The 20,160-nt window shown below is 63.5% G+C and carries 15 protein-coding genes; 12 read left to right on the top strand and 3 right to left on the bottom strand.

Going from position 1 to position 20,160, the window contains the following annotated elements:
* Nucleotides 1-143: 143 nt before the first annotated feature.
* The 5 genes from HNQ81_RS10880 to HNQ81_RS10860 all read left to right on the top strand — a co-directional run bounded on the left by HNQ81_RS10880 (nucleotide 144) and on the right by HNQ81_RS10860 (nucleotide 6,056).
* A complete protein-coding gene (locus HNQ81_RS10880) occupies nucleotides 144-1,448 on the top strand; it encodes a pyridoxal phosphate-dependent aminotransferase (protein WP_183351269.1) in 1,305 nt (434 codons plus the stop codon).
* A gap of 231 nt (nucleotides 1,449-1,679) precedes the next feature.
* Entirely contained in the window at nucleotides 1,680-2,312 is a 633-nt protein-coding gene (locus tag HNQ81_RS10875; RefSeq protein WP_337833442.1) for a nucleotide exchange factor GrpE, read from the top strand.
* Between the two features lie 153 nt (nucleotides 2,313-2,465).
* Nucleotides 2,466-4,373 carry a molecular chaperone DnaK gene (gene dnaK / locus HNQ81_RS10870; protein ID WP_183351267.1) on the top strand — a complete coding sequence of 636 codons (1,908 nt, stop codon included), beginning with the start codon at nucleotides 2,466-2,468 and terminating at the stop codon, nucleotides 4,371-4,373.
* 138 nt (nucleotides 4,374-4,511) lie between these two features.
* Nucleotides 4,512-5,477 carry a tryptophan--tRNA ligase gene (trpS, locus tag HNQ81_RS10865; RefSeq protein ID WP_183351265.1) on the top strand — a complete coding sequence of 322 codons (966 nt, stop codon included), beginning with the start codon at nucleotides 4,512-4,514 and terminating at the stop codon, nucleotides 5,475-5,477.
* Between the two features lie 12 nt (nucleotides 5,478-5,489).
* Nucleotides 5,490-6,056 carry an HDIG domain-containing metalloprotein gene (locus tag HNQ81_RS10860; RefSeq protein ID WP_183351263.1) on the top strand — a complete coding sequence of 189 codons (567 nt, stop codon included), beginning with the start codon at nucleotides 5,490-5,492 and terminating at the stop codon, nucleotides 6,054-6,056.
* A gap of 72 nt (nucleotides 6,057-6,128) precedes the next feature.
* Here the strand turns inward: HNQ81_RS10860 and HNQ81_RS17835 are convergent, their stop codons facing one another.
* The gene (locus tag HNQ81_RS17835; protein WP_275888825.1) at nucleotides 6,129-7,094 is read right to left on the bottom strand and encodes a peptidylprolyl isomerase; all 966 of its coding nucleotides are present in this window, start codon (nucleotides 7,092-7,094) and stop codon (nucleotides 6,129-6,131) included.
* Between the two features lie 225 nt (nucleotides 7,095-7,319).
* On the opposite strand from HNQ81_RS17835, the gene HNQ81_RS10850 reads away from it, so the two are divergent.
* Nucleotides 7,320-8,594 (top strand): 3-deoxy-D-manno-octulosonic acid transferase, encoded by a 1,275-nt coding sequence (locus HNQ81_RS10850; RefSeq protein ID WP_337833444.1) that lies wholly within the window; start codon nucleotides 7,320-7,322, stop codon nucleotides 8,592-8,594.
* Here HNQ81_RS10850 and cfa read toward each other — a convergent pair whose 3' ends face one another.
* Both cfa and HNQ81_RS10840 read right to left on the bottom strand, forming a co-directional pair.
* On the bottom strand, nucleotides 8,595-9,707 hold the full coding sequence (gene cfa, locus HNQ81_RS10845) for a cyclopropane fatty acyl phospholipid synthase (protein WP_183351257.1): 1,113 nt from the start codon (nucleotides 9,705-9,707) through the stop codon (nucleotides 8,595-8,597).
* Nucleotides 9,708-9,932: 225 nt separating this feature from the next.
* The gene (locus HNQ81_RS10840; protein WP_183351254.1) at nucleotides 9,933-12,998 is read right to left on the bottom strand and encodes a ChaN family lipoprotein; all 3,066 of its coding nucleotides are present in this window, start codon (nucleotides 12,996-12,998) and stop codon (nucleotides 9,933-9,935) included.
* A gap of 103 nt (nucleotides 12,999-13,101) precedes the next feature.
* On the opposite strand from HNQ81_RS10840, the gene HNQ81_RS10835 reads away from it, so the two are divergent.
* The 6 genes from HNQ81_RS10835 to HNQ81_RS10810 all read left to right on the top strand — a co-directional run bounded on the left by HNQ81_RS10835 (nucleotide 13,102) and on the right by HNQ81_RS10810 (nucleotide 20,140).
* Nucleotides 13,102-14,793, top strand: coding sequence for a B12-binding domain-containing radical SAM protein (locus tag HNQ81_RS10835; RefSeq protein WP_183351252.1), 1,692 nt, complete (start codon nucleotides 13,102-13,104; stop codon nucleotides 14,791-14,793).
* A gap of 116 nt (nucleotides 14,794-14,909) precedes the next feature.
* Entirely contained in the window at nucleotides 14,910-16,091 is a 1,182-nt protein-coding gene (locus HNQ81_RS10830) for a phosphoglycerate dehydrogenase (protein ID WP_183351250.1), read from the top strand.
* A 356-nt stretch (nucleotides 16,092-16,447) separates the two neighbouring features.
* On the top strand, nucleotides 16,448-17,389 hold the full coding sequence (locus HNQ81_RS10825) for a DUF362 domain-containing protein (protein WP_183351248.1): 942 nt from the start codon (nucleotides 16,448-16,450) through the stop codon (nucleotides 17,387-17,389).
* Between the two features lie 78 nt (nucleotides 17,390-17,467).
* Entirely contained in the window at nucleotides 17,468-18,214 is a 747-nt protein-coding gene (fabL, locus tag HNQ81_RS10820) for an enoyl-[acyl-carrier-protein] reductase FabL (protein WP_183351381.1), read from the top strand.
* Between the two features lie 109 nt (nucleotides 18,215-18,323).
* A complete protein-coding gene (locus HNQ81_RS10815) occupies nucleotides 18,324-19,475 on the top strand; it encodes an efflux RND transporter periplasmic adaptor subunit (protein ID WP_183351246.1) in 1,152 nt (383 codons plus the stop codon).
* Nucleotides 19,472-20,140: an ATP-binding cassette domain-containing protein gene (locus HNQ81_RS10810; protein WP_183351244.1), complete on the top strand. Its 669-nt coding sequence runs from the start codon at nucleotides 19,472-19,474 to the stop codon at nucleotides 20,138-20,140. Before HNQ81_RS10815 ends, HNQ81_RS10810 begins: the two co-directional genes overlap by 4 nt.
* The last annotated feature ends 20 nt before the right edge of the window (nucleotides 20,141-20,160 follow it).

Below are 20,160 nucleotides of genomic sequence, written 5' to 3'. Positions count from 1 at the left end.
TTTCTCGTATTTCTCTTCCCCGCTGTTCGAAGCTTGCTTGACTTGACTCCATCGCTGTGGTATTTCTGCAGGTTTCCGGCCCGCCGGCTGATTGTGCGACAATGGCGAAGGCCGACCATACGAGAACTGTGGAGTGTAAAGGGATGAGAACGGATATTGTTCATAGCGGCGCCGGCGAACTGACCTACGAGATTCGCAATATCGTCAATGTCGGCAACAAGCTTGAAAAGGTAGGGCTGAAGGTCAACTGGGAGAATATCGGCGATCCCGTCGCCAAGGGGGAGCTGATTCCCCAGTGGATGAAGGAGATTGTTGCCGAGGCGGTCATGGAGGACAGCAGTTACGCCTATTCTCCGACCCAAGGGGTGCTGGCGACCCGGGAGTTTATCGCCGCGCAGACCAACAGCCGGGGCAAGGTTCAGATCACCGCCGAGGATATCATCTTCTTCAACGGCCTCGGCGACGCCATCTCCAAGGTCTTCGGCTTTCTCCGCCGCACCGCCCGGGTCATTGTCCCCACCCCGAGCTACACCACCCATTCCTCGGCGGAGGCAGCCCATGTCGGCGATCGGCCGCTGACCTACATCCTCGATCCGAACCACCACTGGTATCCGGATATCGATGACATCGAAAAGCACGTCAAATTCAACCCGGCGGTGGCGGGGATTCTGATCATCAATCCCGACAATCCTACCGGCGCCGTCTATCCCACCGAGATTCTCGAGCGGATCGTCGAAATCGCGCATCGCTACGATCTCTTTCTGATCTGCGACGAGATCTATCATAACATGGTTTACAGCGGCATCAGCACCTCCCCGCTTTCCGACGTCATCGGCGATGTGCCGGCAATCGCCATGCGCGGCATCTCCAAGGAGATGCCCTGGCCCGGTTCCCGCTGCGGCTGGATCGAGGTTTACAACGCCGACAAGGATCCGATGTTCGCCAGATACATCACTTCCATCCTTCATGCCAAGATGGTCGAGGTCTGTTCGACGACCCTGCCGCAGATCGTCTATCCGAAGGTCGTCACTCATCCCAATTACCAGGGGTATCTAGCCGAAAGGATCCACCGGTACGAACGGTTCGCCGATATCGCCTACGATTGCCTGAAGGATCTCAAGGGGGTCCTGGTCAACCGGCCGAACGGCGCCTTCTACATGAGCGTCTGCTTCGAGCGCGGCATTCTCACCGCCCGCCAGTCCCTGCCGATTGAAAACAAGGAGATCAGGGAATTGGTCGAGCAGTTGGTCAGCCCGCCGGATACGGCGATGGATAAGCGTTTTGTCTATTATCTGCTTGGGGCCACCGGGATCTGCGTTGTGCCGTTGACCTCCTTCGCCACCGATCTCCATGGTTTCCGGGTAACGTTGCTCGAACGCAATGAAAAGGAATTTCACAAGATTTTCTGCACCATCGCCAGCAGCATCAAGAGGTATCTGAAAAGCTGATCACCCTCGTTGCCACACGGTTTACAACCAACGGCCGGGACCCGGGAGGGTTCCGGCCGTTGGCGTTTCCGGTCCCTTCCCATGGTTGCGGCAGGGGATCCCGCCTTGACAATAAAAAATCGGCTACTTATTGTTGGCACAAGTTTTTATCCATACCACGGCACGGCCGAAGGCAATCCTTGATGGTCCGGGCTGTTGCGAATACGAATGTCTTGAAGAGCGGAGGACTGGGTGAACGGGAATACAAAAGATAAAGGGCAGGGACTGCAGGAAGATATCGAAATGACGGGTGATGCGGAAGAGACCGTGATGGCCGGGAATGGAGAAGGCGCTGCCGGCGAGGATCAGACCGAGGCCGGATCGACGGCGGAGAGAAATGTCGAGAAGGACCTCGCCATGGCTCTGGAGGAGGTTGCGACCTTGAAAGACCGGATGCTTCGTCTGGCGGCTGACACCGAAAATTTCAAAAAACGCATGGAGCGGGAGCGGGTTGCCGGTCTCAAGTATGCCGGCGAGCAGATCTTCCGGGAGATGCTTCCCGTCGTCGATAATCTTCAACGGGCGATCAACCAGATATCGGCGGACATGCTGGCCACGGACAAGAACCTCGCCGCGCTTCACGAGGGGGTGGATTTGACACTGAAGAGTCTCGTGACAACCCTCGATAAATTCGAGGTCAAACCTATCGACAGTATCGGCCTTCCCTTCGACCCGAACATGCAGGAGGCCCTGACCATGGAACCCCACGAAACGGTACCGGCCAGCCATGTCATCAGCGAGTTCGAAAAGGGGTATTTCTACAAGGATAGGCTGCTGCGTCCGGCCCGGGTCATCGTCTCGTCCGGCAAGCCGGCGGCGCAGTAGCGGGGCGGAAAAAGAAAGGCTTGTCTCTTGACAAATCAGTGAAGATGACAACCTTAGAAGAGGTTGCCGAAGTTTGGCGCCTACATATTGGAAATGACAGAAATTCAGCAAGGATACACTATCCTGTCAGATTGAGATAAGGAGAGAGAAGTCATGGGGAAGATTATCGGCATTGATCTGGGAACCACCAATTCATGTGTAGCGGTAATGGAGGGCGGTGAACCGAAAGTCATCACCAATCTTGAGGGCAACAGAACGACACCTTCGGTGGTGGCGTTTACCGATAACGGCGAGCGGCTGGTCGGCCAGGTGGCGAAACGCCAGGCGGTGACCAATCCCGAGCGGACCCTGTACGCCATCAAGCGGCTGATCGGGCGGAAGTACACCGACAACGAGGTCAAACGATCGGTCGGCGTCAGCCCGTTCAAGATCGTCGAGGGGACGCACGGCAGTGTCTCGGTCGCCGTCGACGACAAGACCTACACCCCGGCCGAGATCTCGGCGATGATTCTGGTCAAGATGAAGCAGACCGCGGAGGAGTACCTCGGCGAGGAGGTGACCGACGCCGTCGTCACCGTCCCGGCCTACTTCAACGATTCGCAGCGCCAGGCCACCAAGGATGCCGGCAAGATCGCCGGGCTCAATGTCCAGCGCATCATCAACGAGCCGACAGCCGCCTCGCTCGCCTACGGGCTCGACAAGAAGGGCGAGGAAAAGATCGCCGTCTTCGACCTCGGCGGCGGCACCTTCGATATCTCGATCCTCGAGATCGGCGACGGCGTCTTCGAGGTCAAGTCGACCAACGGCGACACCTTCCTCGGCGGCGAGGATTTTGACATGCGCATCGTCAACTGGCTGGCCGACGAGTTCAAGCGCGAGCAGGGGATCGATCTGCGCAATGACAAGATGGCCCTGCAGCGCCTGAAGGAAGAGGCCGAGAAGGCCAAGATGGAACTGTCCACCACCAAGGAAACCGACATCAACCTGCCGTTCATCACCGCCGACGCCACCGGCCCCAAGCATCTCAACGTCAAGTTGAGTCGGGCCAAATTGGAGGCCCTGGTCGACGATCTGGTCGAGCGCACCGTCGGCCCCTGTAGGACCGCGCTGAAGGATGCCGGCCTCTCCGCTTCGGATATCGACGAGGTCATCCTGGTCGGCGGCATGACCCGGATGCCGAAGGTGCAGGAGAAGGTCAAGGAGATCTTCGGCAAGGATCCCCACAAGGGCGTCAACCCCGATGAAGTCGTGGCGATCGGCGCCGCCATCCAGGGCGGCGTGCTCCAGGGCGACGTCAAGGATGTCCTGCTGCTCGACGTCACCCCGCTGTCGCTCGGCATCGAGACCCTCGGCGGCGTCACCACCAAACTGATCGAAAAAAATACGACGGTGCCGACCAAGAAGAGTCAGATCTTCTCGACCGCCGCCGACAATCAGCCGGCCGTCTCCATCCATGTCCTCCAGGGCGAGCGCGAGATGGCCGCCGACAACAAGACCATCGGTCGTTTCGAACTGTCCTCGATTCCGCCGGCGCCGCGCGGTGTGCCGCAGATCGAGGTGACCTTCGACCTTGACGCCAACGGCATTCTCCACGTCTCGGCCAAGGATCTCGGTACCGGCAAAGAGCAATCGATCAAGATCACGGCGTCGTCGGGTCTGACCGATGCCGAGATCGAGCGGATGACCCGCGATGCCGAGATGCACAAGGAAGAAGACCGCAAGCGGCGGGAACTGGTCGACACCCGCAACCAGGCGGATGCGATCGTCCACGCCAGCGAGAAGAGCCTCAAGGACCTGGGCGACAAGGTCGATGCGGCGACCAGATCGAGTGTCGAGAAGGAGATCGAGAACGTCAAAAAGGTCATGACCGGCGATGACATCGATGCCATCAAGGCAGCCATCGAGGCGCTGACTGCCGCCTCGCACAAGCTCGCCGAAATGATGTACGCCCAGGCCTCCAAAGACAATCCGGACCAGGGCTCCGGCGGCGGTGGCGCGGCCGGCGGCTCGGGCAAGAAGGATGACGACGTCGTCGACGCCGATTTCGAAGAAGTGAAGTAGGGCGGTACCTGGAACCAACCGCAGCGGGGAGCATGGAAAGAAATTTCCATGCTCCCCTTTTTTGTGCGTTTGTTGTACGATACCGGGATATTTTGTCTCAACCGCCGTTCATTGCCAACCCCAACCAGAAGCCGTACTATGAAAATTCTCTCTGGAATACAGCCCTCCGGCCAGTTGCATATCGGTAATTATTTTGGAATGATGCAGACGATGATCGCGCAGATGGAATCATCCGAGCTCTACGTCTTCATCGTCGACCTCCATGCCCTGACCTCGGTCAGGGAGCGGGAGCGACTGGCCTCAGGCACCCTCGAGGCGGCAGCCGACTTTCTTGCCCTGGGACTCGATCCGGACAAGTGCCTTTTCTGGGTCCAGTCCGATGTCCCGGAGGTCTGTGAACTGACCTGGATTCTCTCGACCCTGGCGCCGATGGGCCTGATCGAACGCTGTCACGCCTACAAGGACAAGGTCGCCAAGGGGATCGAGCCCAGCCACGGGCTCTTCTCCTATCCGGTACTGATGGCGGCCGACATCCTCCTCTACCAGGCGGACCAGGTGCCGGTCGGCAAGGACCAGAAGCAGCACCTCGAGGTGGCCCGCGACCTGGCCCAGAAATTCAACAACGAATACGGCGAGACCTTCGTCGTCCCCGAGCCGGCGATCAGTGAGGCGACGGCCATCGTCCCCGGCCTCGACGGCCAGAAGATGTCCAAGTCGTATGGCAACACCATCCCGATCTTCATCGCCGGCAAGGAACTGAAGAAACGGGTGATGGCCATCGCCACCGATGCCACCCCGGTCGAGGCGCCGAAGAATCCCGATGCCTGTACCCTGTTCAGCATCTTCAAACTGTTCGCGCCCCCGGAACGTCTTCAGGAGGTCCGCAATCTCTACCTTCATGGCGGGGCGGCCTATGGTTACCTCAAGCTGGAACTGGTCGATCTGATCGAAAACCGTTTTGCCGAGGCACGGCGCAAGAAGGCCGAATACCTCGCCAATCCCGACTGGGTACGGGCCATCCTGAAGCAGGGCGCCGAGAAGGCCAGGGCCAAGGCGACCGTTACCCTCGACCTGGTTCGCGACCGCGTCGGTCTCAAGTACTGATCGGGAGGGAATATGGACTACGGCATCACCCGGGAGGCGGCCCTAGAACTTGTCCGCCGCCATCTTGTCAATCAGAACCTTGTCAACCACTCGCTGGCCTCCGAGGCGGTGATGCGGGCGGTCGCCGCCCGCCTCGGGGAGGATCAGGAACAATGGGCGCTGGCCGGTCTGCTCCATGATCTCGACAGCGACAGTCACCCCGATCTCGCCGTTCATACCATTGAGACGGTGAGAATCCTGACGGAGATCGGCGTCGATCGCGAGATCGTCGAGGCGATCCGCCTGCACAATCCGGCGGCCCACCCCGGCAGCGAGCGATCGACCCGTTTTCATCATGCGTTGGCCGCCAGCGAGACCGTGACCGGCCTGATTGTCGCCACCGCCCTGGTCAACCCCGAACGCAAACTGGCGGCGGTCAAGGCCAAGTCGGTGACCAAGCGCTTCAAGGAAAAGGCCTTCGCCCGGGGGGCGAATCGCGAGGTCATCGCCGAATGCGAGCTGATCGGTCTGCCGCTGGCCGAGTTCTGCGCCGTCAGTCTGGCCGCGATGCAGGAAATCGCCGCTGAAATCGGTCTCTAGGGAGTAGGGGAAAGAGCGGAACGAGGCAAGGGGCCCCTGGTCAACCAGGGGCCCCTTGCTGTTTGGAGCGGATCAGAAATCGACGAGTTCGACGTCGAAGACCATCGTCGCGTTGGGGGGGATCGGGCCGCGGCCGTGGGCGCCGTAGCCGAGGTCGGAAGGGATGATCAGCGTCCGTTTCTCGCCCTTCTTCATGCCGAGAAAGGCCTCGTCCCAGCCCTTGATCACCCGGCCCTGGCCGACCGGAAAGCTGATCGGCTCGCCGCGGTCGTAGGAGCTGTCGAATTTTCGGCCGTCCAGCAGTTTGCCGGTGTAATGAGCCTTGACCATCGTTCCGGCCTTTGGAGTCTCCTCGCCGGCGCCTTTGTCGGTGACGACATATTTGAGACCGGTGGGGGTGGTGATGGCCTTCGGCCATCGTTCGCTGATAACCTTGGCCATTTCCTCGGCGGCGGCCTGTTCTTTTTCCCGTTCCCGTGCCTCAAGGCCTGACAGCAGGGCGTCGAAGGCCTGCTGGTCGCTCTTGAAGGCCTCGGCTTCATTGCCTACCCTGATGATCTCGATGGCCTTGATGACGTCGCCGCCGGCGACCTTGTTGACGACGTCCTGGCCGGAAACGACGTGACCGAAGACCGTGTGCTTGCCGTCGAGCCAGGGGGTGGCGACATGGGTGATGAAGAACTGGCTGCCGTTGGTGTTTGGTCCGGCATTGGCCATCGACAGGATGCCGGGGCCCGAGTGCTTGAGACTTGGATCGATCTCGTCAGGAAAGGTGTAGCCGGGGCCGCCGGTGCCGGTGCCGAGCGGGCAGCCGCCCTGGATCATGAAATCGGCGATCACCCGGTGGAAGGTGAGGCCGTCGTAGAATCTATCCCCTTTGGCCTTGGCGCCGCCGCCCAGGTCCTTGGTTCCTTCGGCGAGGCCGACGAAGTTGGCGACGGTCATCGGCGTCTTCTTGAACTCGAGTCTGCAGAGGATGTCCCCTTTGGTCGTTCTGAAATTGGCGTACAGGCCGTCCTTGAGTTGTTTTGCTGCCATTGCTGGTTCTCCGGCTAGAATTGTGAGTGAGATGATAAGTACGGACAGAAGTGACAAAATATGCATACTTTCTCCATTTGCAAAGGGAAAAAGACCGTTCTTGACGCTCGGGCCTTTTCTGGGTCTATTGCCATTCGTTCGCTTTCCTGTCGGCCAGGCCCTTCGCCCGCCGCCAGAATTCCTCAGATACTACCACAGAAGACCCTCGGAGAGAAAGCCTTGTATGTGCTCTACCGCCTGATCATCGGGTTGATCTTTTACAGCCTGTTGCCGCTGCTGCTCTTCTTCGTCCTGATCACCGGGCGGCACCGGCAGGGGCTCGGCGAGCGGTTCGGCCTTTATCCGCCTCTGCCCGAGGAGAAAAGGGGGACAAGGATCTGGCTGCACGCCGCCTCGGTCGGCGAGGTGCAGGCGGCGCGGGCCCTGATCGCCGAACTGCGCGCCCTCCTGCCCGCAGCCGGGTTCGTGGTGACGACCATGACCCTGCACGGCCGTAACGTTGCGGCCCGGCAACTGGGGCCGGATATCCCCTGTTTCCTGGCGCCGCTCGATGTCCCCGGCATTGTCGAGCGGGCGGTGGCCAGGATCGCCCCGGATGCCTATCTCTGTCTCGAGACCGAGCTGTGGCCGCTGCTGCTGCGGACGATCGCCGGCCGCGGGATCCCGGTGGTCCAGCTCAACGGCCGGCTGTCGGCCAAGGCCGCCGCCGGCTATCGGCGCTGGCGCTGGCCGTTCCGCCGGGTCCTTGCCAATTTCGCCGCCATGGCGGTCATCAGCGAGGTCGATCGCGAACGCTACCTCGCCCTCGGGGCGATCGCCTCGCGGCTGCAGGTGCTGGGAAACGTCAAATACGATCTGCAGTTGCCGGATCAGCCGCACCGGGTGCGGCAGGAGCTGTGCCGGACTCTGGGCATCGATGCCGGCACCAGGGTCCTGGTGGCCGGTTCGACCCATGGCGGCGAGGAGGAAGCGCTCCTGCCGCTGATGCAGCGGCTCGCCGCCGCCGGCGGGTGGCTTGTGGTCGTCGCCCCCCGGCATCTGGAACGCCTCGCTGCCGTCAAAGCGCTTTTCGAGCAGCAGGGAATGAGCTTCGAGTGCTTCAGCGACCTCCGCGGCGGCCGGCCGCGCCGGCAGCCGGTGGTGATTCTCGACTCGCTGGGGGAGCTGTTCACCGTCTACGCGATCGCCACCTACGTTTTCTGCGGCGGCAGCCTGGTGCCGCGCCACGGCCATAATCTGATGGAGGCGGCGATCTGGGACAAGGCGGTATTCTATGGGCCGAGCATGGATGACTTCCGTGATGCGGCCCGGATGCTCGAGGCGGCCGGCGGCGGGTTCATGGTTCGCAGTGCTGCCGAGCTGACCGACCGGATCCTGGGTTTCGAGCAGGATCCCGACGCCTATCGCCTCGCCTGCGCCGGGGCCGGCGAGGCGGCCAGGGCCCAGCTGGGGGCGGCGCGGCGGCAGGCCCGCCTGGTCGTTGACTGTCTGGGAAATTGATCAGGGCCGGCGATCGGGTTGGTGGCGGCCGAAACCGAATTTGGTCATGACAATCTGCCACAGCTGGATCTTTCTTGCCCGGAACGCCCCGGCGCAGCTGAGCAGGTAGTACTCCCACATCCGTTTGAAGCGCATGTCGTAGCGGTCCTTCAGATTCTGCCACGTCTGCTGGAACCGGTCGTTCCAGGCCATCAGGGTCTTGTCGTAATGCGGGCCGAGGTTGTGGACGTCCTCGACGACGAACAGCTGGTCGGTGGCCCTGGCGATCTGCCGCATGCCGGGCAGCACGCCGTTCGGGAAGATGTACTTGTTGATCCACGGGTCGCAGCAGGTCTTCGAGGTGTTGCCGACGATCGAATGGAGCAGGAAGATCCCGTCATCCTTGAGGCAGCGGCTGACGACCTGCATGAAGGTGCGGTAGTTCCTGTGGCCGACATGTTCGAACATCCCGACCGACACCACCTTGTCGAATCGGCCCGAGAGCGAGCGGTAGTCGCAGTCCCGGAACCGGACGGGCAGACCCTCGCAGTTCCGGCGGGCGTGCTGCAGCTGTTCCTTCGAGATGTTGACCGCCGTCACCGTGCAGCCATAGTGCCGCGCGGCATAGCGGGCGAGGCCGCCCCAGCCGCAGCCGATGTCGAGCAGGTGATCGTCGGCCGAAAGAGCGAGTTTGTCGACGATGAGCTGCAGTTTCCGCTCCTGGGCCCGGTCGAGATCGTCGGTATCCTGGAAAAAGCCGCAGCTGTACTGCTGGTGCGAGTCGAGGAAGGAGAGGAACAGGTCGTTGCCGAGATCGTAGTGCTGCTCGGCGACCATTCGGCTCCGCCGCCGCGATTGGCGATTGATCAGAGACCCCGGGAGCAGGCGGCCGAGGTAGAGCAGCCCGCCTTTGATCCGATCATCCAGGCCGCTGCGCAGCAGCCGATGGAACATCTCGTCGAGCCGGCCGCAGTCCCACCAGCCGTCCATGTAGGACTCTCCCAATCCGAGGTTCCTGTCCCGCAGGATCCGTCCGTACCACCTTCGGTCATGAACCTGGATATCCCACGGGTTGCCGCCGTTGATCGTGATTCCTGCGGGTTCCAGCATCTCGCTGAATTTTCTGGCCAACATGGTTCACCTCAATCAATGGCTGTTAGATCGGGCTGTGGATGTTGTGGTTCCCGGTCGAACAGACGGAGAAAGATGATGTGCATGCGAAATGCACGACAGAAAAACAGGGTGATGTTTCGTATAAGGATAGCACGATCGGCAAGGTGTTTTCAATGGCCTCCGCCGCTTCTTTCCTGACCGTGGAATCGGGTCGTCGGCATGCGGCCGCAACGGCGGTCGCAGCCTTCACCGGGGGTGGCCGGCAGGGGCTACGAGCTCGATGGTCAGCTGCAGCCGCTCCATCGTTCCCCCCGGCCCCGGGCGCTCGACATCAACCGCGATCCGCCCGCCGATTCCGGTGTCGAGCAGGGCGATGCGGACATCATCCATCTCTGCGATCGCAAGGCCGTCGATGGCGCGAACGATGTCATCTTTCCTCAGTCCGGCTTCATCGGCCTTGCTGGTTGCGGTGAAACCGCCGACCTTCAGCGCCGGGCGCCCGTCCAGCGTTTGCGATTGAAGGACGACGCCGATCATCGCCTGATCGGGCAGGACGACAGGCTCGGTGGCAAAGACGAAATCGACGGTCGTAGCCAGGTCGGCAGTGTTGGCCGGGAGAGCGGCAACGGTCGCCTGGTCCAGCTGCAGCCGCCGGGCCAGGCGGGGCGGGATGCCGGTGTCCTTGCGGGTGTGCTGGGTGCCGGCGAGGACGACCATCCGCCGGCCGGGGTGGCGGGTGAGGTATTCAGCGATGTGTTCGGCCATCGCCTCGTCCCACAGGGCCTGGGCCTGGATGAAGCCGCTCAGGGAACCGTCGCCGTGGCCGGCGGTCTGGTGCATGTCGTGGATAACCGCCAGCCGTTCGGCATAGCCGGGCAGGCTGAGGTCCCGATCGACCGGCAGGCTGTTTCCTGCCGCTTCCGGCAGGGCTGCGGTCGACCCGGTCTTGAACACGGTGCTGGTCACCTCCTTGTCGAGATTGAGGCCGACCAGCGGGATCCCTCTGCTGCGGGCGAAGGTGATGATGTCGCGGTACAGGCGGTAGTCCTGGTTCCAGACCTGAAAGTAGCGCGAGGCTTTCAGGAAACTGCGCTCATCCATGCTCTTGTCGCCGCTGCTGTAGGCATCCAGGGCCGGCTGGCTCGAGGTCGGGAACATTTCGAGGCCGATGGCCAGATCGGGCTGCAGCCGGTGCAGGGCCTCGATGATCCGCAGCTGCAGGTGATGGTCGGCCATGCTGGTGTGGGTCTCGCCGACAAACACCACCCGGTTGGCGGCAAGCCGGGCGATGATGTCGGCAAACGGCTGGAGTTCGGCGGTGGCGGCCCCGGCCGGCAGCCGGTCGAGGACGAACGTCATCCCGGCGTCGGCGGCGGCGATCTGCTGCAGGTCGTTGCGGCCGCCGGTGAAGTGCAGTCGTGAATACCTGCCGTAATGGCGGAGTTTCGGGGCCGTTGCCGCCGTTTCCTCCCGGTCGGCGCTGGTGATCAGGACCGCCGGCTGCCCGGAATTGAGGGGGTTGCGGCGGACATCGAGGGAAAATCCCGCCGCCGCGAGATCCGGGCGGGCAAACAGCGAACGGCTCAAGGGGTGATCGAGGCCGAGGAAGAGGACGGCACCGTCCTGCAGTTCGCCGACCTTGACCTCGTCGGCGGGCTTGACGATCCAGCTGTCGTCGGCCAGGGCGGCGAGCAAGGGCTGGTACACCGCTCTGACCGCCTCCGATTGAAGGATCGCCAGTTTCTTCTCCGCCCCGAGAAACTGCGACCATACCGGCGGCCCCTCGGCAGGATGCAGCCGGCGGAGAAAGGTGTATTCCGGGTCGATGCTGAATTGAAGCGGCCATCCATCTGTGGTAAGGGATACCGAAGTGTCGCCCCCGGCGGCGGTGACGGAGAAACGGCTGGTGCCGCCGGCGGTGGTGACCACGACCGGGACCTGCAGGGAGTAGGGCCGTTCGGTCTTCTGCCGGAGACGAAAGGAGAGATGCGGGCCGCTTGCGGTCTGGCGGATGTCGATCTCCTCCACCGCCAGATCCGGGATGTCCGTGCGCTCCAGCCGCTCGGTGAAGAAGGCGGCAAGATCCTGCCCCGCCGTCGCGCTGAAGGCCTGGCGCAGATCGTTCCAGCCGGCGGTTGTGCCCCGATGGCGGGCGTAGAAATGGCGGATCGCCCGAGTGAAGACTTCCGGGCCGAGCCTGGCCTCGAGTTCGGCGAACAGCAGGGCGCCCCGATTGTAGCCGACGGCCCGCACCGCCTCGGCCTGGGGCTGGCGATGATCGGCCGAGGCGAAGGCCGCCAGGGGGATGACGTTGTTGTCGTTGACGTGATTGAGGTAGGTGACGATCCGCTCCTTACGGTCCGCCGCCGCCTCGCCCCGGTCGGCGCGATAGGCGTGATCGGCGAGATAGGTCGTGAGGCCTTCGCACCAGTTGCCCCCGGTCGCCGCGACCTCGACGCTGTTGCCGAACCAGGAATGGAGGATCTCGTGGCCGAGCGAGGTCTGGCGGATGAAGGGCAGCCGCAGGACCTGCCGCCCCATCAGGGTGAAGGTCGGCAGGCCGAGTCCGGTCGGCAGGCGGTTGGCGACGATAACGTAATGGTTGTAGGGGAAGGGGCCGATCTGCCGCTCGTAGCGCTGCAGGTAGCCGGCGGCCGATTCCAGGTAGGACGGGGCCAGCTCCCGCTCCTCCGGGAAGAACAGGGTGTGGACCTGCAGCCCCGGCCGCACCTCGCGGCTGGCGGCGGCATACGGGGCGGCGACAAAGTGCAGGTTCCGGCGGGGCTGGGAGAAGACGGCGATTGTCGCATCACCTTCCGTTGCCAGCGGAAAGCGGTCGGATTCGGTGACGGCGATGAAGCCCGGCGGCAGTTTGGCCCGCAGCGAGAACCGCATCTCCCGGTCCGGCAGCGGATGCCAGAGCCCGAGCAGGACGATGCCGTCCGGATTGATCAGATCGTCGCCGGTGCCGTCGACCTGGCGGCGGTAGGAGATGTAGAGCTCGCGCAGTTCTTTCTCCTCCACCAATTGCAGTCGTCCTCGTGGTCCTGCGACCGGAACGACCTCGCTGCCGTCGGCCCGGCGCAGCAGCATGCCGCTGATCGCCAGGTCGCCCAGTTCCAGTGCCAGCCCGGTTGCCGGCGGCAGGGTGATCCTGGCGGTGGCGGTGAGCGAGCGGGTGGACGGCGAGAAAGAGACGGCGAGATCATAAGCGCCGGGTGGGTTTTCCGTCGCTGCCGGCAGGTTCGAACCATGCAGAAGCTCCACCAGCAGGATCAGGACCAGGGCGAGGAAGGACAGGGAGGACGGCATGCTGGACTCCTTGGGGATGTGAATGAATCGGCTGGACGACGCGGTATCCGCTTTGGACAAAGAGTAATGCCGGAACGGCGCTGATGCCAAGAAAAAGAGAGAGATGAAGAAGCTCCGTATCCGCCTCGTCGGCCTCAACGCCCGTTTCACCCACTCCTGCCTGGCCCTGTTCTGTGTCCGCAGCGAGCTCGAACGGCACTGCCCGGCGGCCGCGATCGAGATCTTCCAGGGAACGATCAACGACGACTACCACCAGACCCTGCTGCGGTTGATCGAAGGATCACCGGACGCCCTGCTGTTCTCGGCGGCGATCTGGAACGGCGAACCCGTTCGGCGCCTGATTGGCGACTGCCTCCGCCTGCTCCCCGGCCTTGCCGTCGTGGTCGGCGGGCCCCAGGCGGGGGAGGTCGGCAGGTCGCTTCCTCCCGGCAGCATCACCGTGGTGCGGGGCGAGATCGAGGCCGTCGATCCCGATTTTTACGTCGACCTGCTCGCCGGCCGGCTGCGACCGCACTATGCCGGCTCCTTTCTCCGACTGCCGTACAAGGCGCTTCCTTTCCCCTATCGCGACGAAGATTTCCGCTCGCAGCTGCAGCACCGCCATATCTACTACGAGAGTTCGCGAGGCTGCCCCTTTGCCTGCAGCTACTGCCTGTCGGCGGCGGAGAAGGGAGTCTGGCACAAGGGCCTGGAGCAGGTGTTCGCCGAGATGGGGGAAATCCTCCGTCACCGGCCGCAGGTTGTCCGCTTCGTCGACCGCACCTTCAACGACAATCCGGTGCGGGCCCTGGCAATCTGGCGCTTCCTGGCGGCGCAGGGCGGCGACACCCTCTTTCATTTCGAGATCGCCCCGGATCGCTTCGGCGAGGAGATGTTCGCCTTCCTGGCGCAGGTACCGCCGGGCCGGTTCCAGTTCGAGATCGGCATCCAGTCGACCAACGATGCGACCCTGGCCGCCATCGACCGGCGCATCGACCCCCGCCGGGCCCATGGCCTGATCCGGCGGCTGGCGGCCGCGGTCAACATCCACCTCCATGTCGATCTCATCCTCGGCCTTCCCTATGAGACGAGGGAAACCTACCTCCGTTCCTTCGCCGCGGTCTTCGCGATGGGGGCCCATTATATCCAGATGGGCCTCTTGAAGATCCTGCCCGACACCCCGATTCAGCGCGGTGCCGAGGCGATGGGCTATCTCCACTGCAGCGAGCCGCCCTACAGCGTCCTCGCCACCCGCTGGCTGGGGCGTGATGAACTGGCCGCCCTCTACTGGTTCGGCGAATGCGTCGAGCGCTTCCACAACAACCGCTACTTTGTTTCGCTGTGGCGCTACCTCCGTGCCGGCGGCGAGGAGATCGCCGTCTTCTTCCTGGACCTGCTGGCCCTCTGCCACCGCCACGGTTTCTTCCAGCTGGCGGCCACCCAGGAATTGATGTGCCGTCTGCTCTGCCTCCATCTGACCGGGCGTGACGACGAAGGCCTGGTCCGGGATCTGCTCCGCTACGACTGGTTGCGCTGCGGCCATCGCTTCCTCCCCCCCTGCCTGGCTCTGGAAGAGGGGCGGGAGCGGCCCGAGGCGACCAGGGACCGCCTCTACAGAACGATGCCGATGGCGGTGGCGGGGGTGTATGACTTTGGCGGCCGGAACCATTTCTTCCGCAAGGCCTTCTGCCTCCACCTCTCGGCGGCGGCTGCACGGGCCCTGGGGCTGGACGGGGCCGACGACGGCGCTGACCTCTGTTTCACCGCCCGGCGGGAGGAGTCGCTGTTCCGGTTGAACGAGGTCGTGCTCCTCTGAGGATATTGACCGCCGGCGGGGAAAGTATTTGACGTCGGCGGCAACAGGCGTATACTGAGGGCCCACATGGCCCCGTGACGATTCGGTACGAATGATTTGAACCACAGGAGATGACAATGCCCGCTTTCAGGATCCGCAGGATCAACGCCATCGCCAAAGAAGGGCTCAGGCTCTTCGGCGACAACTTTGCCGTTTCCCCCGAGGAAGCCGATCCTCAGGGCGTCCTGGTCCGCAGTTCCCAGGTCGATGTCGACGACTATCCGTCGCTGCTCGCCGTCGCCCGGGCCGGGGCCGGGGTCAACAACATCAATGTCGACCGCGCCACCGAGAAGGGGATCTGCGTCTTCAATTCCCCCGGCGCCAACGCCAACGCCGTCGTCGACCTGGTGTTCCCGATGATCGGGGTATGGAAGCGCAACATCTATGCCGGTATCCAGTTCTGCCGCTCGCTGGCCGAGATGGAGCCGGACAAGGTCGGCGCCGAGGTCGAAAAGAAGAAGGCGGCCTTCCGCGGCGACGAGATCGCCGGCAAGACCCTCGGCGTCATCGGCCTCGGCCAGATCGGGGTGCGGCTGGCCAACGGCGGCGTCCACCGCTTCATGAAGGTCAGGGGCTTCGATCCCTCGCCGGCCCTGGTCAATATCCACCAGCTGCTGCCGGAGGTGACGATCTGCCGGTCGATCCGCGATACCGTCGTCACCGCCGATATCGTCAGTCTCCACCTGCCGCTCACCGACGGCACGCGGGGTATGGTCAACCGGGAATTCATCACCAGGATGAAGAAGGGGGCGATCCTCGTCAACTACGCGCGCGGCCCGATCGTCGATGAGGAGGCGGTGGTCGAGGCCCTGGACTGCGGTCATCTCGAGGCCTTCATCTGCGACTTCCCGACGGCGCGGCTTGTCGGCCACCCGAAGGTGCTGACGACCCCGCATCTCGGCGCCTCGACCGCGCAGTCGGAGGAGAACTGCGCCTCCATGGCGGTGCGGGAACTGTCAAATTATCTCGAATACGGCAATGTCGTCCACAGCGTCAACTTCCCCAATATCGAATCGACCCCGACCGACAAGGTCCATACCCGGATCATCGTCATCAACCGCGACGTGCCGGGCATGATCGCCCTCGTCTCGAACATCATCGGCCACCACGGCATCAACATCGCCAGTTATTTGAACCAGTCGAACGGCAAGGTCGGCTACAATATCATCGATGTCGAATCGGCGGTGCCGGCTGCGGTTCTGGCGGATATCGAGAACAATGCCGATGTCGTCAGGACCCGGACCATATCCTTCGCTTGAGCGCCGGCGGCGGCCAATCGTCAGGACGCGAGCCGGTCATCTGCAGTAAAAAAAACTCGACATGTAAATTTTCGTATTTGCAGATAAAATATCAAAAGTGAGAAAATTTTTGTGCCAGTAAGGGAAAAAGGTACAAATAATTGAATATCCTGGGCCCGAGGACGGATCGGGTGAAATTATTAAACCCTGTTATATCAAATCATTGATGTTGCCATGGGATTTTATTTTTATCTGGCACGCGTGTTGCAGAGAACTAGGCATAATCTCTTCTCTCCTTTCTCCTGGAAAAGCCGGTTCTGCGCAAGTGGAACCGGCTTTTTCCGTTTCTTTCTCGCCCTTCCTTGCTGATGACCGGAATGGCTGCACCTGAGATTCCGGTCTGTCTCGCCAGGAGCAGCGCCTACGACCGGACCGCCGTGGCGTCGCTTGTCGAGGAGATGGCCGGCCCCCTCGGTCTGGCGTCGTCCTACGCCGGCCAAACCGTCCTCCTCAAGCCCAACCTCATCAGCGCCGCGGCGCCGGCCCTGGCCTGCACCGATGCCGACTTCATCGCCGGCGTCGCCCTGTGGTTTCTTGAGCACGGGGCCCGGGTCCGGATCGGTGATTCTCCGGCATTCGGCACGGCCGCCCGGGCCATGCAACGACAGGGGATCATCGCGGCGCTGCGCGGGCTGGCGGTCGAACCGATTGAATTCGTCACCCCTGTATCGCGGGTACTGCCCTGCGGCTGCCCCGTCGCCATCGCCGCCGAGGGCCTCGATTGCGATCTCCTCGTCAACCTGCCGAAGATCAAGGCCCACAACCAGACCTGTGTGACCCTGGCGGTGAAGAACATCTTCGGTCTCGTCATCGGCATGCGCAAGGCGATGCTGCACATGCGCGAGGGCGGCCGGACCGGCCGGTTTGTCGAGGTCATCCTCGAACTCCTCGACCTGCTGCCGCCGCATCTGGCCATCGCCGACGGCATCGTCGCCATGCATCGCGACGGACCGATCAACGGTGAGGCGCTGGCGCTCGGCTGCGTCGCCGCCTCCGGCAACCCCGTTGCCGTCGATACCGCCCTGCTGGCACTGCTCGAACTTGATTCGTCCCGGAGTCCGTTGTGGCGGGAAGCGGCTCGGCGCGGGATGGCCGGCAGCTCCCTGGCCGATATCGTTTACCCGGCGTTGCCGCCGGCGGCCTTCACCGGCTCCGGGTTTACGGCGCCGGGAGAGCTCAACGGCATCCGGTTCAACCCCTTGCGGTTTGTGCGGGGGATGGTGCGCCGCTTTGTCCTTGCCTTGCGCCCGCAACTGTGATGCAATGGAGGAGCGGATTGGCTAAGGCGCCACAGGACAGGATGCATCTTCAATCGACAGGATCGGGTTATGTTTGCACTGGACGGAAAAGTCGCGCTGGTGACCGGCGGCTCCAGAGGAATCGGCCGGGCGATCGCGATCAGGCTGGCGGAACACGGCGCCGATCTGGTCATCAACTACGTGCGGCATCGCCGGGATGCCGAGGAGACCTCCGGGGTGGTCGACAGACTGGGGCGGCGCTGTCTGCTCGTCAAGGCCAACGTCGCCAACGAGGCCGATGTCAGAGAGATGTTCGACCAGTTGGCGCAGACCTTCGGCCGCCATCTCGACATCCTGGTCAGCAACGCCGCCTCCGGGGTCCTCAAACCGGTTCTGGAACTGACCGAGCGCCATTGGAACTGGGCGATGGAGATCAATGCCCGCGCCCTTCTGACCCTGGTCCAGCAAGGAGTGCCGCTGATGCAGCGGGGAGGCAGGGTGATCGCGGTCTCCAGTCTCGGCGCCGTCAGAGCCATCGAAAATTACACCACCGTCGGGGCCTCCAAGGCGGCGCTCGAATCACTGGTCCGCCATCTGGCGGTCGAACTCGGCCGCCTCGGGATCAACGTCAACACCATCAGCGCCGGGGCGGTCGACACCGATGCCCTGAAGCACTTTCCCAACCGCGAGGAGATTCTGGCGGCGGCGCGGGAGCGGACTCCCCTCGGCCGCCTGACGACCCCGGCCGATGTCGCCGATGTCGCCCTGTTTCTTTGCAGCCGCCTGTCATCGATGATCCAGGGTCAGGTCATCACCGTCGACGGCGGCTACGCCATCCGCGGTTGACGGGATCTGCCGATGAAGCTGCAGGGTTTGAGCCTGTCGATCAAGGACGGTCGTGATTGCTGAGCAAAAAACATCCTGTTCGGAACCGGAGGGGAAGAGGAGGAAGAGGATGCGGCAAACGATGCGTTGGCTGGTGGTGTTTGTCCTGGCGGCGGTCGTCGCCGTTGTCGTCTGGGTGATGACGCGGCCGCAGCCGATCGCGATCGTTGTCCAGCCGGTGGTCCGCGGCAAGGTCGAACAGACCGTCGCCAATACCCGCGCCGGCACCGTCGAGGCCTGCCGCCGGGCCAAGCTGTCGCCGAGCATCGGCGGCCAGATCGGCCGGTTGCCGATTCACGAGGGCGATCATGTCAAGGCCGGCGATCTGCTGCTTGAGATCTGGAACGAGGACCTGGCGGCCCAGCTGACACTGGCCGAGCGGGAGGAACAGGCCGCCCGGGCCCAGGCCGCAGCCACCTGCCTCTCGGCCGCCGAGGCCGAGCGCCAGGCAACGCGGACGGATCGGCTCCGTGAGCGGGAGGTCGTGCCGGAAGAAGACGCCGACCGGGCCCGCACCCAGGCCGGCGCGCTCCGCGCCCAGTGCGAGGCCGCGAGGGCGGCGGTCACGATGAGCGCGGCCCGGATCGATGTCGCCCGGGCCAGCCTGTCGCGAACCCGGCTCGTCGCCCCCTTTGCCGGGGTGGTGGCCAAGATCGAGGGCGAACTGAACGAGTACGTGACCCCGTCGCCGGTCGGGGTCCAGACCCCGCCCGCGGTCGACCTGATCGAGGACAACTGCTTCTATGTCACCGCCCCGATCGACGAAGTCGACGCGGCGGCGGTGCGGGTCGGGATGACCGCCCGTATCACTCTCGACGCATTCAAGGGGCGACAGTTCGCCGGCTCTGTCCGCCGCATCGCCCCCTATGTCCTCGATCTCGAGAAACAGGCGCGGACCGTCGATGTCGAGGCGTCGTTCGTGAACGAGGGCGACTTTAACGACCTTCTCGCCGGCTACAGCGTCGATGTCGAGATCATCCTCGCCGCCAGGGCCGACGGCCTGTACATTCCGACCGAGGCGCTGCTCGACGGCAGGCGGGTCTACCTCTATTCGCCGGAGAAGAAGACGGTGCACCTGGTCGACGTCACCACCGGCCTCGCCAACTGGGCCGTCACCGAGATCGTCGCCGGGCTGAGCGAGGGGCAGCAGGTCGTCGTCAACGTCGACAAGCCGGGTTTGGCCGACGGCGTCGCCGCAGTCCCCGGCGGAGACCGGCCGTGATCACCCTGGCCGGGATCTGCCGGGAGTTCATGGTCGGTGACGAGCGGGTGGCGGCGCTGCGTGATGTCGATCTGACGATCGCCACCGGCGAGTATATCGCCGTCATGGGGCCGTCCGGGTCGGGCAAATCGACCCTGCTCAACATCATCGGCCTGCTCGACCGCCCCGATGCCGGCACCTACCTTCTCGACGGCGAGGACATAACCGGTCTGGGCGATCGGCAGCAGGCGGCGCTGCGCCGCCACAAGATCGGTTTCGTCTTCCAGTTCTTCCACCTCGTGCCGCGGATGACGGCGGCGGAGAACATCGAACTGCCGATGATCCTGGCCGGCATCGATCCGAGCGAGCGCAAACAGCGGGTGGCCGCGACCATCGACGCCTTCGGCATCGGCAACCGGGCCCGGCACCGCCCGGATCAGCTCTCCGGCGGGCAGCGGCAGCGGGTGGCGATCGCTCGGGCGGTCATCATGCAGCCCCACACCCTGCTCGCCGACGAGCCCACCGGCAACCTCGACCGGGTGTCGGGCGGTGAGGTCGTCGAGATCCTCGAAGACCTCAACAGCCGGGGGCTCACCCTGATCACGGTGACCCACGACCCGGACCTCGGCAAACGGGCCGGGCGGCGTATCCGGATGGTCGACGGGCGGATCGAGTCCGATCGCTGATCGCGGCCGGGGAGACGACG

Source organism: Desulfoprunum benzoelyticum, assembly GCF_014201505.1.
Lineage (GTDB): Bacteria > Desulfobacterota > Desulfobulbia > Desulfobulbales > Desulfocapsaceae > Desulfoprunum > Desulfoprunum benzoelyticum.
Note: the sequence above shows the minus strand (reverse complement) of the source record. Positions and strands in the feature narration are given on the sequence as shown.

Excerpts from the sequence above, each read along its gene's own strand:
- HNQ81_RS10825 (WP_183351248.1), top strand. The coding sequence starts at position 16,448 with ATGGCTGCACCTGAGATTCCGGTCTGTCTCGCCAGGAGCAGCGCCTAC.
- HNQ81_RS10835 (WP_183351252.1), top strand. The coding sequence starts at position 13,102 with ATGAAGAAGCTCCGTATCCGCCTCGTCGGCCTCAACGCCCGTTTCACC.
- HNQ81_RS10815 (WP_183351246.1), top strand. The coding sequence starts at position 18,324 with ATGCGGCAAACGATGCGTTGGCTGGTGGTGTTTGTCCTGGCGGCGGTC.
- HNQ81_RS10860 (WP_183351263.1), top strand. The coding sequence starts at position 5,490 with ATGGACTACGGCATCACCCGGGAGGCGGCCCTAGAACTTGTCCGCCGC.
- dnaK (WP_183351267.1), top strand. The coding sequence starts at position 2,466 with ATGGGGAAGATTATCGGCATTGATCTGGGAACCACCAATTCATGTGTA.
- HNQ81_RS10830 (WP_183351250.1), top strand. The coding sequence starts at position 14,910 with ATGCCCGCTTTCAGGATCCGCAGGATCAACGCCATCGCCAAAGAAGGG.
- HNQ81_RS17835 (WP_275888825.1), bottom strand. The coding sequence starts at position 7,094 with ATGGCAGCAAAACAACTCAAGGACGGCCTGTACGCCAATTTCAGAACG.
- HNQ81_RS10840 (WP_183351254.1), bottom strand. The coding sequence starts at position 12,998 with ATGCCGTCCTCCCTGTCCTTCCTCGCCCTGGTCCTGATCCTGCTGGTG.
- HNQ81_RS10880 (WP_183351269.1), top strand. The coding sequence starts at position 144 with ATGAGAACGGATATTGTTCATAGCGGCGCCGGCGAACTGACCTACGAG.
- cfa (WP_183351257.1), bottom strand. The coding sequence starts at position 9,707 with ATGTTGGCCAGAAAATTCAGCGAGATGCTGGAACCCGCAGGAATCACG.
- trpS (WP_183351265.1), top strand. The coding sequence starts at position 4,512 with ATGAAAATTCTCTCTGGAATACAGCCCTCCGGCCAGTTGCATATCGGT.